At 62.6% G+C, this 16,700-nt stretch carries 19 protein-coding genes; 10 read left to right on the top strand and 9 right to left on the bottom strand.

Going from position 1 to position 16,700, the window contains the following annotated elements; translation table 11 throughout:
- Position 1: 1 nt before the first annotated feature.
- The 5 genes from M1D89_RS08290 to asd all read left to right on the top strand — a co-directional run bounded on the left by M1D89_RS08290 (position 2) and on the right by asd (position 3,921).
- On the top strand, positions 2 to 970 hold the full coding sequence (locus M1D89_RS08290; protein ID WP_498649714.1) for an NUDIX hydrolase: 969 nt from the start codon (positions 2 to 4) through the stop codon (positions 968 to 970).
- Between the two features lie 54 nt (positions 971 to 1,024).
- Positions 1,025 to 1,828 (top strand): thymidylate synthase, encoded by an 804-nt coding sequence (locus tag M1D89_RS08285; RefSeq protein ID WP_498649712.1) that lies wholly within the window; start codon positions 1,025 to 1,027, stop codon positions 1,826 to 1,828.
- Positions 1,825 to 2,442, top strand: a complete 618-nt coding sequence (locus M1D89_RS08280) for a dihydrofolate reductase (RefSeq protein WP_498649710.1) — start codon at positions 1,825 to 1,827, stop codon at positions 2,440 to 2,442. The genes M1D89_RS08285 and M1D89_RS08280 overlap by 4 nt, the downstream gene beginning before the upstream one ends.
- A gap of 2 nt (positions 2,443 to 2,444) precedes the next feature.
- Positions 2,445 to 2,669 (top strand): NF038396 family protein, encoded by a 225-nt coding sequence (locus tag M1D89_RS08275; protein ID WP_054809086.1) that lies wholly within the window; start codon positions 2,445 to 2,447, stop codon positions 2,667 to 2,669.
- Between the two features lie 109 nt (positions 2,670 to 2,778).
- Positions 2,779 to 3,921: an aspartate-semialdehyde dehydrogenase gene (asd, locus tag M1D89_RS08270; protein ID WP_498649707.1), complete on the top strand. Its 1,143-nt coding sequence runs from the start codon at positions 2,779 to 2,781 to the stop codon at positions 3,919 to 3,921.
- Positions 3,922 to 3,942: 21 nt separating this feature from the next.
- On the opposite strand, the gene M1D89_RS08265 is transcribed toward asd, so the two are convergent.
- Together M1D89_RS08265 and M1D89_RS08260 are read right to left on the bottom strand one after the other, a co-directional pair.
- A complete protein-coding gene (locus M1D89_RS08265) occupies positions 3,943 to 4,947 on the bottom strand; it encodes a hypothetical protein (protein ID WP_498649704.1) in 1,005 nt (334 codons plus the stop codon).
- 138 nt (positions 4,948 to 5,085) lie between these two features.
- Positions 5,086 to 6,216, bottom strand: a complete 1,131-nt coding sequence (locus M1D89_RS08260) for a winged helix DNA-binding domain-containing protein (RefSeq protein WP_498649702.1) — start codon at positions 6,214 to 6,216, stop codon at positions 5,086 to 5,088.
- An 85-nt stretch (positions 6,217 to 6,301) separates the two neighbouring features.
- On the opposite strand from M1D89_RS08260, the gene M1D89_RS08255 reads away from it, so the two are divergent.
- The gene (locus M1D89_RS08255; protein ID WP_498649698.1) at positions 6,302 to 6,781 is read left to right on the top strand and encodes a hypothetical protein; all 480 of its coding nucleotides are present in this window, start codon (positions 6,302 to 6,304) and stop codon (positions 6,779 to 6,781) included.
- Here the strand turns inward: M1D89_RS08255 and M1D89_RS08250 are convergent.
- The 7 genes from M1D89_RS08250 to M1D89_RS08220 all read right to left on the bottom strand — a co-directional run bounded on the left by M1D89_RS08250 (position 6,778) and on the right by M1D89_RS08220 (position 12,437).
- Positions 6,778 to 7,845, bottom strand: a complete 1,068-nt coding sequence (locus tag M1D89_RS08250) for a UDP-N-acetylmuramate dehydrogenase (RefSeq protein WP_498649696.1) — start codon at positions 7,843 to 7,845, stop codon at positions 6,778 to 6,780. The genes M1D89_RS08255 and M1D89_RS08250 overlap by 4 nt on opposite strands.
- Positions 7,846 to 7,854: 9 nt before the next feature.
- Positions 7,855 to 9,150 (bottom strand): MFS transporter, encoded by a 1,296-nt coding sequence (locus M1D89_RS08245; protein WP_498649695.1) that lies wholly within the window; start codon positions 9,148 to 9,150, stop codon positions 7,855 to 7,857.
- Positions 9,151 to 9,191: 41 nt separating this feature from the next.
- On the bottom strand, positions 9,192 to 9,629 hold the full coding sequence (locus M1D89_RS08240) for a MaoC family dehydratase (protein WP_498649693.1): 438 nt from the start codon (positions 9,627 to 9,629) through the stop codon (positions 9,192 to 9,194).
- 2 nt (positions 9,630 to 9,631) lie between these two features.
- A complete protein-coding gene (locus tag M1D89_RS08235) occupies positions 9,632 to 10,081 on the bottom strand; it encodes an FAS1-like dehydratase domain-containing protein (RefSeq protein WP_017200232.1) in 450 nt (149 codons plus the stop codon).
- Positions 10,082 to 10,139: 58 nt separating this feature from the next.
- Entirely contained in the window at positions 10,140 to 10,364 is a 225-nt protein-coding gene (locus M1D89_RS08230; protein ID WP_498649690.1) for a DUF3188 domain-containing protein, read from the bottom strand.
- A 286-nt stretch (positions 10,365 to 10,650) separates the two neighbouring features.
- Positions 10,651 to 11,571, bottom strand: coding sequence for a DUF2797 domain-containing protein (locus M1D89_RS08225; protein WP_498649687.1), 921 nt, complete (start codon positions 11,569 to 11,571; stop codon positions 10,651 to 10,653).
- Between the two features lie 2 nt (positions 11,572 to 11,573).
- Entirely contained in the window at positions 11,574 to 12,437 is an 864-nt protein-coding gene (locus tag M1D89_RS08220) for an HpcH/HpaI aldolase/citrate lyase family protein (RefSeq protein WP_419200511.1), read from the bottom strand.
- 378 nt (positions 12,438 to 12,815) lie between these two features.
- Between M1D89_RS08220 and M1D89_RS08215 the strand changes: the two genes are divergently transcribed.
- From M1D89_RS08215 to M1D89_RS08200, 4 genes are all read left to right on the top strand, one after another.
- A complete protein-coding gene (locus M1D89_RS08215; protein ID WP_498649685.1) occupies positions 12,816 to 13,850 on the top strand; it encodes an ABC transporter substrate-binding protein in 1,035 nt (344 codons plus the stop codon).
- Between the two features lie 2 nt (positions 13,851 to 13,852).
- Positions 13,853 to 14,740 (top strand): ABC transporter ATP-binding protein, encoded by an 888-nt coding sequence (locus M1D89_RS08210; protein ID WP_498649683.1) that lies wholly within the window; start codon positions 13,853 to 13,855, stop codon positions 14,738 to 14,740.
- Positions 14,740 to 15,687, top strand: a complete 948-nt coding sequence (locus M1D89_RS08205) for an ABC transporter permease (RefSeq protein WP_498649681.1) — start codon at positions 14,740 to 14,742, stop codon at positions 15,685 to 15,687. The genes M1D89_RS08210 and M1D89_RS08205 overlap by 1 nt, the downstream gene beginning before the upstream one ends.
- Before the next feature lie 63 nt (positions 15,688 to 15,750).
- Positions 15,751 to 16,683, top strand: coding sequence for a TauD/TfdA dioxygenase family protein (locus M1D89_RS08200; RefSeq protein WP_498649679.1), 933 nt, complete (start codon positions 15,751 to 15,753; stop codon positions 16,681 to 16,683).
- The last annotated feature ends 17 nt before the right edge of the window (positions 16,684 to 16,700 follow it).

Below are 16,700 nucleotides of genomic sequence, written 5' to 3'. Positions count from 1 at the left end.
GTTGAACAGCGATACCCCTGTGGCGGATCAAACAGACCACCCCGGCGAGGCTGTGGCGGTTGTTGCCGCCGGCGCCATTCCTTGGCGGGTCACAAAGGGTGGCCTTGAGGTCCTCCTGATCCATCGTCCACGTTATGACGATTGGTCATGGCCCAAAGGAAAGCTCGACGCCGGCGAAACAGTTCCTGAATGCGCCGCCCGCGAAGTGTGGGAAGAAATTGGGCTACAGGCACCACTGGGCATACCCCTTCCGGCGATTCACTACCATGTGGCTGCCGGCTTGAAGGTGGTCCGGTACTGGGCCGTCAAGGTCAATGGAGCGCAGCTTCGGCCCGACGGCAAAGAAGTGGACAGCGTCATGTGGTGCAGCCCGGACCGGGCAGCCAGCTTCCTAAGTAACCCCACGGACGTGGAGCCGCTCGAATACCTCGAGAAGGCCCACGTCCACGGGGAACTGGACACGTGGCCGCTGGTACTGATCCGTCATGCCAAAGCGAAGCCGCGCTCCTCATGGACAAAGGCCGAGGGAGACCGCCCCTTGGCAGCAACCGGCCAGCGCCAGGCAGTGGCTGTCCAGCGTCTCCTGGAGGTGTGGAAACCGCAACGTATTGTGACCAGCCCTTGGGCGCGTTGTGTCGCCACTATCGCCCCCTATGCCAAGTCCAGCGGAGCCAAGGTGAAACTGGTGGAAGCACTCACCGAGCACACCCACCAGCGCTCCCCCAAGAAGACCGCAGCCGCTGTTGAGGCCCTGTTCGACAAACAGGTACCGATCGCCGTGTGCACGCACCGCCCCGCCCTGCCCACGGCGTTGAAGCAGCTGGGCCAGCACATGTCGCAGGCCCTGCGTGCCCTGCTTCCTTCCTCTGATCCGTACCTGTCGCCGGGTGAGGTCATTGTTTGCCAGGTAGCGCGGGGATCTGAACGGAAAATCGTGTCAGTGGAGCAGGTCAAGCCTTTTGACGACTAAGGCACTCATCGATCTGCGCCGCTGGCGCGTTACCGAAACAAGTAAGCTGGAGTCGTGAGCATCCCCACCCCATATGAAGACCTTCTGCGTGACGTCATGGCCAACGGCACACACAAGTCGGACCGCACCGGAACGGGAACGCGCAGCGTTTTCGGCCGCCAGTTGAGGTTCGATCTCGCCGAGAGCTTCCCGCTCATCACCACCAAGCGGGTTCACTTCAAATCCGTGGCAGTAGAACTCCTGTGGTTCCTGCGCGGTGACTCGAATGTGAAGTGGATGCAGGATCAGGGCGTCTCCATCTGGGACGAATGGGCGGACGCCGACGGCGAACTGGGCCCCGTCTACGGCGTCCAGTGGCGCAGTTGGCCAACTCCCGATGGCGGCCACATCGACCAGATTTCCGAGCTCATGACCAACCTGGCCGCCAATCCCGATTCCCGGCGCCACATTGTGTCGGCTTGGAACGTGTCCGAGCTCAAAGACATGGCGTTGCCGCCGTGCCATGCGTTCTTCCAGTTCTACGTGGCGGACGGCAAGCTGTCCTGCCAGCTGTACCAGCGCTCAGCGGACACGTTCCTGGGCGTCCCCTTCAACATTGCCTCCTACGCCCTGCTCACGCGCATGGTGGCGCAGCAGCTTGAACTGGAGCCAGGAGAATTCGTCTGGACCGGCGGCGACGTCCACGTCTACGACAACCATGTTGACCAGGTTGCCGAGCAGCTCAGCCGCGAGCCGTATGAGTACCCGCAGTTGAAGATTCTCCGCAAGCCGGACTCCATCTTCGACTACACGCTGGATGACTTCGAGGTTGTGGATTACCGCCACCACCCCACCATCAAGGCACCGATCGCGGTATGAGCATGCCTACCTCTGAGACTCCATCCCAGCTTCCCGGCGTCATCTTCACCCAGGAGACCGCGGCCCGCATGACGGGCATCGGACTGGTCTGGGCCCAAACCAAGTCCGGTGTGATCGGTAAGGACGGCGCCATGCCATGGCACCTCCCCGAGGACTTAAAGCACTTCAGCCAACTCACCACGGGGCACCCCGTCATCATGGGCCGCAAGACCTGGCTGTCGTTCCCTGAGACGTACCGTCCGCTACCCGGCCGCACCAACATTGTGGTGACCCGCAACGCCGAGTGGGCCTCCACCCCCGAGGCCCAAGGCGCCGTCGTGGTTTCATCCCTTGATGCGGCACTGCTGGAATCGCAGTTCGCTCCCGGTGGCCAGAAGGTGTGGATTATCGGCGGCGGCGAAATCTTTGAACAGTCCATGGGTATCGCCAACTTAGCCGTGGTCACCATTATTGATGCGGACCTGGAAGGCGACACCTTCGCTCCGGAACTCGGTGATGATTGGACCTTCGACGCCGTAGCCCCGTCCGAAGGCTGGCTCACCGCCAAAAACGGCACCAACTACCGGTTCACCACATGGCGCCGGAACGCAAGCCAGGAAACCCAGAAAGACTAAGCATGCTGAAAAAACCTGAAACCCTGTTCGTGCTGGGCTATATGTTGCTGCCGCTCTTCGCCCTGATCTCTGCCATTGTGGGTCTCACCATGATCTTGGGCGGCAACAGAATTGCCGGGATCATCGTGTTGATTGTTGTCACGCAGGTGTTCACGTTTGGCGCCTTCTTTGCCCTGCGCAAGCGCAAAGCCCTCCTTCTCCAGGAGCCCGACGCCGGCAGCCTCTAGCCACGCGCGTCAGCCGCATCTTGCTGGTGCAGGCGAGTGCCGTCGTCGCGCTTCGCCTGCGTGACGTAACCAACAGCGGCACTTTGCTCCGAAAGTTTAGACTTGGTGAATGACTACAGCAGCTAATCCGTCCGTTGGACTGGTCGGTTGGCGTGGCATGGTCGGTTCCGTCCTGATGCAGCGCATGCAGGACGAGAACGACTTCGCCAACATCAACCCGGTATTTTTCTCCACCTCGAACGCAGGAGGTGCTGCCCCGTCGTTCGCTGATGGGGCTGGCAAGCTCGAGGATGCGTTCGATATTGAGACGCTGGCCAAGCTGCCGATTATTGTCACAGCCCAGGGTGGCGACTACACCAAGCAGGTCCACGGCGAACTCCGCGACCGCGGCTGGGATGGCCTGTGGATCGATGCAGCTTCCACCCTTCGCATGAACGACGACTCGATCATCGTGCTGGACCCCATCAACCGCGATGTCATCGACGCCGGACTGTCCGGTGGCGTGAAGGACTTCATCGGCGGCAACTGTACGGTTTCCTGCATGCTGATGGGCCTCGGCGGCCTGTTCAAGAACAACTTGGTCGAGTGGGGCACCTCCATGACATACCAGGCAGCTTCAGGTGGCGGCGCCCGGCACATGCGTGAGCTCCTCAACCAGTTCGGCACCCTCAACAACGAGGTCAGCAGCGAACTGGACGATCCCGCGTCGGCCATTCTCGAAATCGACCACAAGGTCCTCGCCGCCCAACGCACCGGCGTTGACGCCACCCAGTTTGGCGTGCCACTGGCCGGCTCCCTCATTCCTTGGATCGACGCCGATCTTGGCAACGGCCAGTCGAAGGAAGAGTGGAAGGCCGGGGTGGAAACCAACAAGATCCTCGGCACCGGAAACGGCACCGCGGGCAAGGACCACATCGCCATGGACGGTCTGTGCATCCGTATCGGTGCCATGCGTTCACACTCCCAGGCCCTCACGCTCAAGCTGCGCGAAGACCTGTCCGTGACGGAAATCGAGAACCTCCTGGCCAAGGACAACGAGTGGGCCAAGGTTGTTCCCAACACCAAGGAAGCCTCCATGGCTGACCTGACCCCCGTGGCCGCTTCCGGCACTCTGGACATCCCCGTGGGCCGTATCCGCAAGCTCGAAATGGGCCCGGAATACATCAGCGCCTTTACCGTGGGAGACCAGCTCCTGTGGGGCGCAGCCGAGCCGCTCCGTCGCATGCTCAACATTGTGACGGGCAAGCTCTAGGCTGCCCTGCTTAGCAAGTCGCTAACCCGCTGTTCCGTTGCTGCCCAGCAACGGAACAGCGGGTTTTCGACGTTCATACGGCTTTCGCTCCAACGCCGCTTTGAGCTTCCGTTCCACTTCCCACGGCCTGCTGAGTTGTTCCCAGTCGATACGGACGACCTCCCAACCAGAGTCCACAAGGGACTTCTCCCGACGACGTTCGTTGAAAAGGACCTCGTCAGTAGGTGCATAGTCGAAATACTTGGCGCGGCCGTCGAACTCGAGGATCACGCGATGGTCCTTCCAGCCGAAGTCGCCCCGGTAGTGCCCGAGAGGGGTGTCCACGTCGAGTTGGAGGACGGCGCCCCGGATGCCTAGCCTGCTCAGCAGAATCCGTGTGCGGGTCTCCCCCACCGATTCGGACCTGGCATCCATTGCTTCAAAGACACGGCGCACGCGGCGAACACCCCGCGTGATGCGTCCGCTGTCCACATAGGCTTGAAGCAACAGCTGGTTCGCACCGCGGCGGAGCGCTTGATCTGCGATAACCACGGCCCGTTCCAAGTCCATGGTCCGGGCACAATCGACGACAGTACGCTCCAAACTGGTGACACGTACGGGCCGGGGCCACGACGCCTGTAACTCAACAATCTCCGACGGCTCCAAAAGGCCGCCATGGGCTGTGACGTCCTCACCAGAGCTTGCTTGGGCAGGTGAGAAAGGCATTGTGACGTGAACCGAGGAACCCCCATCCCACGGAGAGCACCCATGCAACCGGGCGGCACTTGCATGACTGTAGACACTTATGCGGCTCACGTTGGAATGATGTGCCTGTATTCGCAGTAGCTCTTGCTCCCACGGTTTCTGCTGGCGCCAGTCACGTGTCCGAATGAAGGCGCCCCGCCGGAGCCGGATCAGCGTTCCGGAACGTACGCCCAGCGTCAGGACCCGGTCACTCAGCCCTTTCAGTGCAAGATCCGAGGTGGTGGCAATGACGGTGTCCGGCCAATGGGTGACGATTTGGGCTTCAAGTTTTCTGCGTTGCATGGGCCCATCGTGTATCTGGGGCGGTCTATGCAGCGAGCTGCCGGGCGCCGTATGTGGACAAACTCGTTGTGCGGCCGCAATTACGTTGCGGGCCGGCAACGTAATTGCGGGCCGGGAACGCGTTGGTGAGCCTCCAAGTCAACCGGCCATGAAGTTCAGGTAGGCACGGCCCTGGGCTTGAAACGAACGCTCAGCGGCCGGACCCAGCTGTCCCGTGAACGGTTCCGGCGCGACACCTATGTTCTTGCCGCTCACGGTCCTCGCCCACGTTCCCACCACTTCTCCGCCGGACACCATGATTCTTTTGAAGACTCCGTTTTTACCAGGCACCACCAATTCCGCATATTCGGGTGCCAGCACCAGGCTCCGGTCCTGGTACCCGAGCAGGAATTCGTCGAACCCCGGGAGCGCCAGGAACGAGCGCGAGCCGGGGACGCCGTCGTCGAGCATTTCTGCTGTCTCCGGCGAGAGCCAGTAACTGGCGCCGCCCATCTGCAGCTCAACCAGCCGGCCCTGCACCTCGTTCAGGGCTTGGCGCGCTGCCGTCATGGGCACCTGGCTCCACCACGAAAAATCCCTGATGGTGGCGGGGCCGTGGCTCTGGATGTAGCGGAACAGCAGTTCGGCAATTCCCTCCTCGCGTCCCAGCTCCCTCGATTCCGGGATCCACTCGTCGAACGGCACGAACAGTTGCTGCACACCCACTTTGCCGTTGGTCCCTGCCATGGGTCCTTGGACCAGCCACGCGCGCTGGCAAAGGCTCCCCAGCATATGAATGCCCCGCTGCGCTTTGGTGAGCTGGCCGGCTTCCTCGAACGCTTGAAACAGTTGCTCCCGTGTGGCTCCTGGCGCGCCCTCTGCCTTGAGGACCTCGGTGGTTTTGAACGCGATGTCCCGGCAATGGCTGATGTCATCGGGCGTGATGCCGAGTTCACGGTGGCGAGCTGCCAGTGAATTCATCAGACGGTCACTGGTGATGCCCAGAATCCACTGGAGGTCCTCGGGGGCAAGCAAGTGAAGTGTCCCGCGCATGGGCCATGAGCGGACCACCGTCCCGGCGTCGAGGGCGGCCCGGACGTCCGACGCAACCGTGCCCGGAACGCGCTGGCCGGCTGCCCACAACGCTGAGCCAAGGTCCTGTGCCTGCATGGCGGTCATCCAACGGACCGCATCCGAAACTGTGGTGAAGCCGCCACCCAACAAGCCTTGGCTGGCTAGCCGCAACCGGCCCATGATGCGCGGAGTGGGAGCGCTTCTCTCTGCAGGCATGCTTCATCCTAAGAGGACCGGCGAGCACAGGGAACCTTACCGCGCCTCCCAGCCGTCACCCAGCAGTAGATCCTAGGATGGGTTCATGCTTTTTGGTGATCTTGCTCCGTTCGTGCGACCGATGAGCCGGTGGTTGGCTACCGGCGGCTGGTTCTGCACGCTCGCCGGACTTGGCGCCGGGCTGATCGTGGCGGTAGGGACCGGCGTGAGCCTCTCCCCTTCAATGCAGGCCATCCAGACAGTCAGTCTGGTGGCAACTGCGGCAGCCGCGCTTCTCATCGGAACCGCTGCCGCCACCCAGCCCGTAGCCGACCGCGACGACGACGCCCCCGAACCCTGGTTCTACCCGGCAGCCGCAGCCCAGGTCCGCAGCTTCCTGCTCGGGGCGATCGTCCTGCTCCTGGGTTTGGTCGGCTTCGCCACGGCCGGACTGTTCATGCCCAGCGGACCGTCGCCGCAAAGTATCGCGTTCAGCCAGATCTTCCTGCTGGGAGCGGTCAGCTGCGGCCTCACGTTCCTGCTGCTCAACAAGGTCCTGCCGATAGCCGAGAGGCGCACACGCTAGAGGCTGACGCCGATCAACAACGGTTCCGGGTGCAGTTCAATGCCAAAACGCTCGACGACGCCGGAACGCACCTCACGCGCGATGGCCACCATGTCGGTAGCCGTTGCTGAACCCCTGTTGGTAATGGCAAGCGTGTGTTTCGTGGACAGGGAAGCCCGCCCGCCGGAAACGCTGGACTCCTCGAGTCCGAAGCCTTTACCGAATCCGGCCTGATCGATGAGCCAGGCAGCGGAGATCTTCACGAGTCCGTCGTCCCCGGCAGGATACTTGGGCGCGTTCTCCGGCAAAGCTGAGGCACGCTCCGCTGGGACGATCGGGTTGGTGAAGAATGAACCCGTGGAATAGGTGTCGCGGTCCGCAGAGTCCAGGACCATTCCCTTGGAAGCGCGGAGCCGGAGGACTTCGCGCCGCACATCGTTGGAGTAGGCGCGCTTACCGGCCTCTACGCCCAGCACCCTTGCCAGCTCGGCGTACCTGATGGGGGCACTCATCCGTCCCAGCGGCAACTGGAACTCCACGGTCAGTACAACGTAGCGGGGCGAGCCCTCAACTGTGGTCTGCTTCAGGATGGAATCGCGGTATCCGAACTTGAGCTCTGAGTTGGTGAACGTCTGCACTGCGTTGCGTTCGCGGTCCCACGTGCGGACAGCCGCTATGGTCTGTGAAACATCTGCGCCGTAGGCTCCCACGTTCTGCACGGGCGTGGCGCCGGTTGCTCCCGGAATTCCGGACAGTGCTTCCAGGCCTGACCAGGCGTGCAGCACCGCGTGTTCCACCAGGGCATCCCAGTTGTGGCCCGCTTGAACTACGACCGAGACGCCTCCACAGCTGTCTTCGGAGTTCACGGTGAAGCCCTCGGAAGCGATTTTCAGGACCGTACCGGGGTAGCCTTCGTCGGAGATCAGCAGGTTGGAGCCACCGCCGATGATCAGGAGTTTTTCGCCGGCAGCGTCGGCCGACCGGACGGCGTCGATGATTTCTGCCTCAGTGCGGGCCTCAACATAGTTGCCCGCGGGGCCGCCAACGGCAGCAGTGGTCAGTTCGGAAAGCAGCGTTTGGGTCACCAATCAAGCCTAACTGGCTTCGTTGGGCAGCGCAGACTTCGCCCTCTGCTGGCCAGCCAAAGGTGCCAGGAAGAAGCTGACCACCAGCAATGCCAGCGGTGCAAGCAGCGAATGCAGGATGCCAAAATGTTCAGCCAAGAGCCCCAGGAGCGGAGGACCACACAAGAAGGCGCCGTAGCCAATGGTGGATACCACCGACACACGGGCCGCTGCGTGCACAGGATCATCCGCAGCGGCAGACATCCCCACCGGGAATCCGAGTGAGGCTCCCAGGCCCCACACTGCCAAGGCCACGAACGCGAGCCACGGGACCGGAGCAAAAACAAACAGCGCAAGGCCCACGACGGCGGTAGCCGAGCACCAGCGCATCACCACTACTCGGCCAAAACGATCCAGGATGACTGTGCCGGTGAAACGCCCGATGGTCATGAAGGTGACGAAAAGCCCATAACCGACAGCTCCCGCCGCATCGGACTGCCCGTAGCCGTCAGCGAGTGCCAGTGCCACCCAGTCCCCGGCGGCTCCTTCTGCCAAGGCCAAACCGAGGACCAGGACTCCGATCAGCAAAGTCCGGCGATCACGCCACGCAAGAGCCACGAGCCGCTTGTTATCCAGAGGAGCGGCAGCTATGCCAGCGTCCGTCTGGGGGCCGGCCGATTCGGGAGTGATGATGGGCAGAGGACCCGTGGAAGGATCCTGGAAAGTGTCCGTTTCCTTGGAGCGGTAGGTCTGCGTAGCTGCAGCGGTCTTTTCAGCACGGAACCACAACGTTGCTGCCACCACCGACGCCGTCACTACGACGCCCGAAATCAGGAAGTGCCAGAACACCGGCATGTGGATGGCAGCGGCCCAGGCACCGAATCCCGCAGCGGCCACGGTTCCGAGGCTGAATGCACCGTGCAGATGGGGCATGATGTGCCGGTCCAACTCGCGTTCGAGCGACGCACCTTCCACATTGGAGGCAGTGTTCCAGCTGGCTGTGCCCAGGCCAAGAACTACCAAGCCTGCCGCAACCACCAGTGGATTGGCTGCAATAGAGGTGCCCACACCCACGATGACAAGACCCGCACCCACCATGCAACTGCCGATCCTCGTGGTCAGCTTGGGACCGAGCCGCAGCACGATAAGCCCCGAGGCTGAGATCGAGATGAACGAGGCAACCGTCATGCACATGAGCAAAAGACCGATGCCACCCGGCGTGAGGTTCAGTCCGTCACGGATGGCAGGGAGGCGGGAAACCCACGTTGCGAAGGCGATACCGCTGGCCCCGTATGAAGCAAGAACAGCGGCGCGCCACCGCGACATTTCAGTCGAAGTGGCGCGCCGTTGAGTGGTGTTCGGTTGGTTCAAGAGAGCTTCACAACCGCCTGCGACTTCATGAGGACCTTCTGCCCGCCCGCAACAACGGTGAGATCGATACGCGCGGTGCGGGCATCGGCGTCGAGCGCTCCCACCACGCCCGTGACGTCGATGACAGCGCCGGCCTCATCCGTCCCCGTGGTGTCAGTGACGAGGACAGGCTTGGTGAAACGGGTCTGGTAGTCGACGACGGCGGCGGGGTCCACTGCCCAGTCGCTCACCAACTGCACTGCGGCACCCATGGTGAACATGCCGTGCGCGATGACCCCCGGCAGTTCCACGGAGGTTGCGAAAGATTCGTTCCAGTGGATCGGGTTGAAGTCACCCGAGGCCCCTGCGTACTTGACCAGGTCCTGGCGGGTGACATCAATGCTGCGGCTGCCGATTTCCTGGCCGACCGTCAGTTCTTCGAATGTGGGGCTCATGGTTACTGTCCCTCTCCGCGGACCAGGATGGACGACGTGGTGGTGGCGACTTTTTCGCCTGCCTCGGTGGAAATCTCGGAACGGGTAGTGATCATGGCTCCCCCGCCCATGGCCCGCACTCCGTCAACGTGTAGCTCGGCAACAAGGCGGTCGCCGGCGACGATGGCCCGGTGGTGCGTGAACCGCTGGTCGGCGTGGACCACCCGGGAGAAGTCAATGCCCGACTCCGGGTCCTGCACCAACTGGGCGTCAGCACGTTGGGCGACGATGATGGCGAAGGTCGGCGGGGCTACGAGGTCGCTGTGGCCCAAGGCCTTGGCTGCCTCAACATCGAAATGCGCGGGGTTGTTGGCTTTCACAGCCGTGGCAAACTCGCGGATCTTTTCTCGGCCGACGTCGTATACCTCTGCGGCAGGGTAGCTTCGGCCCTGCAGGTCCGGATTGATACTCATGCTCCAACCCTATCGGGCCTCGGGAGCTCGAGTGCAGCACGATGCTTGGGTGAAGGCGTTACTTCTTGTAGCTCTTGCGGATCTTCTGGCCTCGAACCACAAGTCCTACAACATGGAGGAGCAGGCCGACGCCAATGACGGGCAACGAAGCAATGGCCAAGCCCTGGTTGCCGGAGGTGTTCCCCACGATGGAGAGCACGAGCCCGACGGCGATGAGCCCCATGGCGCTGAAAACCAGCGCTTTGTAGGACGTGGAGGCGGTGGCCCAAAATTCTTCTAGCACCGTCCAAGTCTACGGGGTGCGTTGCGAGGCCTGCTCTGCACCCTAAAACCCCGAAATACCCTGCATAGCGGGCCTCACAACGAAAGGGGGGGCGTTGCGAGGCCTACTCTGCACCCCAAAACCCCGAAATACCCCGCAAAGCGGGCCTCACAACGAAAAGGGGTGCGTTGCGAGGCCTACTCTGCACCCCAAAACCCCGAAATACCCTGCATAGCGGGCCTCACAACGAAAGGGGGTGCGTTGCGAGGCCTACTCTGCATCCCCGCAAAGCGGGCCTCACAACGAATTAGAACAAGGAGTCCTGTAACGCCGGGATCTCCGTGGTGTACGGGCCGAACTCGATCTTGCGACCCTTCAAAGCACCCAGGTCTGCTACGAAGCTGCCCTCTACCTGGTTACCCGCAGCGTCCGGGAGTCCCGCCAAGGCGATCGCCCCGGAGAGCGAGTGGATCCGCAAACCGTGCCCGCCGCCGTCGAACGTTGCGGGGTACGCATGGCGACGACTCGCCTCAGCGTCGGCGACACAGAGCCGCTCAGCCACTTCCGGCCGCTCCCACTCTTCCTCCACAACGGAATAGCCCGTCATCGCCAGCCCGCCCAACAATTCGCGCACCCGAGTGGCGTGCTGACGGTTCAGCGCCAAAAGCTCGACGCCGGCACGCGGCTCCACGAGTCCTGCAGCCTTGGCTGCGGAACGGACCTGTTGGACGAGACCGAGCTCCCTGGTCACCAAGTCCTCGAGAACACGAACAACACGGCCGTCCTCGGTGTGCGCCACATAGGAGGCGTGCACAGCACCCTGTTCGGCGAGCCGATTCCACTTGCGCGGAGCAGAGGCCGTCCCCACTTTGGTGGCGCCGTTCCCGAACGTGGCCACGTAGAGCCAGTGCGGTTGCATCAGGTAAGCGCGCAGACCGGTGGGAACGGAGGTGCCGCGGTGGAAGTCGTGCATCAGCCGGGAGTCGTCCCGGGCGAAGCAGGCTCCGCATTGCTTCCCACGCTCGGCTGGAGAGCCGCTGCGGCACGGGACATGCGTCCGATCCCCGGGGCCGTGGACTTTGGTGTGGCCAAGGCACCACAAACCGGGGATAACGCGCAGGCCCAAGGCTGAGCCCTGGGCCAACGCAACATCGGCGAACTCCGCGTCCGGCGTGAACATTCGCAAGGAAGGGGACGAAGTATCCCAAGCGACCCCGTGGACAAGCATGCTTACAGGGAAGGCTGGACTCCGAAGGCCACTGCGAGCTTCATGATCTTCTCAGCACGGCCGAGGCGCGGGAGGTCGGAACCATCGCGGATGACGCGGCCATTGGCCTCGAAGTCGTTCATGAAGTCCGTGGCCCAGGCGACGTCCGACGGCGTGGGGCTGATGACTTCGTTGATCACGGTGGTCTGGTCGATGGCCAGGCAGAGCTTGCCGGTCATGCCCATGGTCACGGTGATGCCCGTCTGCTCACGCAGGATGGGGTGGTTGGTGCCCACAGTGGGGCCGTCGATGGGGCCCGGCAGGTTACCAACGCGGCTGGCGACGACGAGCTTGGCGCGCGGGTAGGCCATGGCCTCCGGGGTGGCCGCCATACCGGTGTCGCGGCGGAAGTCGCCGGAACCGAAAGCAAGGCGGAATGCGCCCTGTGCACGCGCAATGTGGTTGGCTTCCTCAATGCCGAGGGCGGACTCAACCAGTGCGACTACGGGAGTCTTGCCATCCATGCGGTGGTAGGACTCGGTGACTTGGTCGGCAGACTCGGTCTTGGCGAGCATAACGCCGAGCAGGCCCGGAGTGCCGCGCAATCCCGCGAGGTCGTCGGCCCAGAACTTGCTGGTGGCGTCATTAATGCGGACCCACGCCTTGCCGCCGGCGGTTAGCCAGTTGACCACGTTCTCGCGGGCAATGTCCTTCTGGGAAGGGTCAACAGCGTCTTCGATATCGAGGATGATGGCGTCTGCCCGTGAACCCGCGGATTCGTCAAAAAGCTCAGTCTTCATGGCATTCACAAGGAGCCATGAACGGGCGATATCGGCGGGAATATTGCGGGTAGGCCGAACTGATTCGGCGGCGATGCTAGACGTCATGTATCTACCGTATCCGTCCGGCGCCCCGCACAGCGAAGAATTCCGCCCGGTTGTGAGGATCAATACGAACTAAACCCCATATGACTGTGGGGTCCCGCAGTATGAACGCGCGACGACGGTACGCGCCAGTCATATCCGGCCTACCTGTCGCTGTTGTTCACAGGGCTCAACACTGCGTCTTTGTGTCCCTGGGTTGCCGGGAGTGGCTCCGGATTTCGTTCCGTTTCGGGCTGTTTCGCAGCGTTTCCGGGAGTTACCACTGCACTTCCCAGTCGGCGTCGGGATGGGTTTACATCGTTCCCAAGCCGTTGCAAGGCTCCCAAGCCCTTGCGTAAGCCGGCCACCCAACACATCACAACCCATCGAAAGTAGCTCCCAATGAAACTGCACCTGCCCCTGCTGAGCGTCGCGGCCGCCGTCGTACTAGCGCTGACGGTGTCCGGCTGCGGCGGTGCAGCCGATGCCGGACAATCGAACGAATCCAGCAAGTCCGGCGATGAAGTTACGGAACTCCGGTACCAAGGCTGGGCAAACCAGGTCACCTTCCCGGAACTGGCGGAAGACCTTGGATACCTCGGTGACGTCAAGCTGAAGTGGGTGGGAAACACCACCAGCGGTCCCCAAGACATCCAGTCCGCGGCCACGAACCAGACCGATTTTGGTGGCGCCTTCACCGGCGCCGTCACCAAGCTGATAGAAGCCGGGGCGCCCGTGAAAGGCGTCATCAACTACTACGGTGCTGACGAGAAGAACTTCAGCGGGTACTACGTGAAGGCGGACAGCGCCATCAAGGAACCGCGGGACCTGATCGGCAAGAAAATCGCCGTCAACACCCTCGGCGCCCACCATGAGGCCGTCATCAACACCTACCTGACAAAGAACGGGCTCAGCCAGGACGAGATCAAGCAAGTCCAGCTGGTGCCACTCGCGCCGAATGACACCGAAGAAGCCATCCGCCGCGGACAAGTGGACGTCGGAACCTTGGGGGGCGTCCTGCAGGACCGGGCCATCGAGGCAGGCGGGTTGAGGTCGCTGTTCAACGACTACGAGCTGTTCGGCACGTTCGCCGGCGGCCAGATTGTGCTCCGCAACGACTTCATCGAAAAGAACAACACAACCACCCGGACTTTCACCACGGCCATCGCAAAAGCACTCAAGTGGGCCACTGAAACGCCCCGCGAGGAGGTCATTGCGCGCTACACCAAGATCATCGAGAGCCGTGGCCGCAATGAGAGCACAGCCAATTTGAAGTTCTGGAAGAGCCCCGGCGTTCCGGAAAACGGTGTGGTCAAGGATGAGGACTTCACCCGCTGGGAGGCCTGGCTGAACTCGTCGGGAATCGTCAGGGACAAGCTCACGCCTTCCAAGTACTACACGAACGAGTTCAACGAGCTCGCTGCAGCGAAGGGATAGCCATGACCGCCAAAATCAGCCTCCGGAACGTTACCAAGGAATTCACGGTACGGGCCACCAAAACCACAAGCGCCACCCGCCTCACCGCCGTAGATTCCTTGAGCTTGGACGTCCGCGACGGCGAATTCCTCACCTTGGTGGGGCCCAGCGGCTCGGGCAAGACCACGCTCCTGGACCTCCTGGCCGGGCTCTCCACCCCGACTTCCGGTGAAGTCCTGGTGGATGGCAAAACCGTCACCGCGCCGGGCAAGGACCGCGCCGTGGTGTTCCAGCAGTATGCGTTGTTCCCCTGGCGTACGGCCTCGGCCAACGTCTCCATTGGGCTCGAAGGTGTGGGACCGGACGGCAAGAAGCTGAACCGCCGCGAACGCGCCGCGAAAGCCAGCGAATACCTGGCCCTCGTAGGCCTGGCGGGCTTCGAGGACCGCTACCCTCACGAACTCTCCGGCGGTATGAAGCAGCGTGTTGCCATCGCCCGAAGCCTGGCCTATGAGCCGGATGTGCTGCTGATGGACGAGCCGTTCGCGGCCTTGGACGCCCAGACCCGCGAGCAGCTTCAGGATGAGCTCCTCAGGATCTGGAAGGCCACCGGCAAGACCATTGTCTTCATCACGCACGGCATCGATGAAGCTGTGTACCTCGGCGAGCGCGTCGCGGTGCTGAGCGCCCGCCCGGGCCGGCTCAAGGAAATCGTGGACATCAACATCCCGGACCGTGACGGCAACGAGGACATCCGTTCCAACCAAGCCTTTGTGGAGCACCGCCACCAGGTGTGGACGCTCCTGCACGATGAAGTCCGCCGGGCGCAGGACGCCGGCCACCGCAAGATCCTGCCTGACGGCAGCGCGCCGGACGAACCGGCAACCATCGCCGAAAGGAGCGCCGCCTGATGACCACCACACTCACTCAAGCCGAAACTGCCGCTGCAGGGTCCAAGGCGGGTGCGGCGACTGACCCAAGTGCCGCCGTCGAGCCTTCAGGTACTCAGGCGCCTTCCGACACTCGGGCAGCAGCTGAAGAGCGTACGACGCCGGCACCCGGCATAGTGCGGCGCGTCGCCGGTGCCGTGGGGTCGGGTCTGTGGAAGTCCGCAGCGGTCCTGGCTTTCCTGGCGCTGTGGGAGCTTGGACCCACGTATTTGGCGAGCCCGTCCACCAGGGTGTTCCTTCCGCCGCTGCATGAAGTGCTGTTGGCTTGGGGCAAGCTCTTCGAAGCCGGCACCATTCAGGGCCATATTGCGGCCAGCCTCACCCGCTCCGTGGCCGGCTTTGGCGCGGCTCTGGTGGCGGGTGTCTCATTAGGCTTGCTCATTGCCTGGTACGGGCGCCTGAACTCAGTCCTGAACCCGTTGCTGGAATTGTTCCGGAACACTGCCGCTCTTGCCTTGCTGCCCGTTTTCACGCTGCTGCTGGGCATCGGTGAGGAGTCCAAGATCAGCATCGTGGCGTACGCGGCCTTCTTCCCGGTGCTCCTGAACACCATTGCTGGTGTGAAGACGGTGGACCCTCTGCTGATCAGGGCCGCTCGCTCCCTGGGGCTTAATAGCTTCAGGCTCTTCCAGAAGGTCATTCTCCCGTCGGCCGTGCCCACGATCTTCACGGGCATTCGTATGGCCGGCACCGCCTCCATCCTGGTGCTGATCGCCGCTGAAATGGTGGGAGCCAAGGCTGGGCTGGGTTACCTGATCGTGAATGCGCAAAGCAGCTTCCTCATCCCGGATATGTACGCGGGCATCCTCACAGTGTCCTTGCTGGGGCTCGGCGTGAACTTCCTGCTGGTTGCCCTCGAAAAGCACTTCTCCCGTTGGCGGACCGCTGTTGGCGCTGCCGCTTCCTGACCCACCCCGCGGCACCTTCCGCAAGCATCACAAAAAGATCCATCAACAAGTAAGGAAAACGTCATGACCGTCATTACCGAAACCAAACTCGAGTTCGCCAAACTCGGCTCCCGCATCGGCGCCGAAATTCGTGGCCTGGACATCAGCGGAGACCCGAGTGAAGAAACTGTTGCGCAGATCCGGGCTGCGCTGAACGAGCACAAGGCACTTGTTTTCCGCGAGGCCAACATCCTCACCGACGAAGCCCAGGTGAAGTTCGCCAGCCACTTCGGCCCGCTCACCAAGGCGCACCCGACGGTGGCTTCTGTGGACGGCGAAGAGAATGTCCTGCCCGTGGACAGCGAGAATGGCTCGGCCAACAATTGGCACACGGACGTCACCTTCGTGGTCAACCCGCCGCAGGCCTCCACACTGCGGAGCATCGATCTCCCCGCCTACGGTGGCGAGACCCTGATCGCGTCCTCGGCCGGGGCGTACCAGGACCTCCCGGAGGAGTTGCGGAATTTCGCGGACACCCTGTGGGCCATCCACACCAACGACTACGACTACTCGGTGCCCAAGAACCTTGAGCACTCCAACGCGGAAGAACGACGCAAGGAATTCACCCGGCTGAAGTTCGAAACCGCCCACCCTGTGGTGCGGGTCCACCCGTTGACCGGCGAGCGCGGATTGTTTATTGGAGGCTTCGCGCAGCGGCTCAGGATCGTTGGCCTGTCCAACACCGAATCCAAGGACATCATCCGCCTGCTGCAGGCCTACGTAACGCGTCCGGAGAACGTGGTGAGGGTGAATTGGGAGCCCAACCAGGTGGTCCTGTTCGATAACCGCATCACGCAGCATTACGCACCGGACAACTACGACGGCCAGCCCCGCAAGCTCAACCGCGTGACCATTGCGGGCGACATTCCGGTGAGCATCGATGGCAAGCCGAGCCAGGCCTTGCAGGGTGACTCGAGCACCTACTCCGTGGTCGCGCCGATCAGCCGCGCCTCGTAGTATGTGTTGCTGTTCGC

The organism is Arthrobacter sp. D3-18 (assembly GCF_054408525.1).
This window is presented reverse-complemented; position numbering and strand designations above follow the sequence as displayed.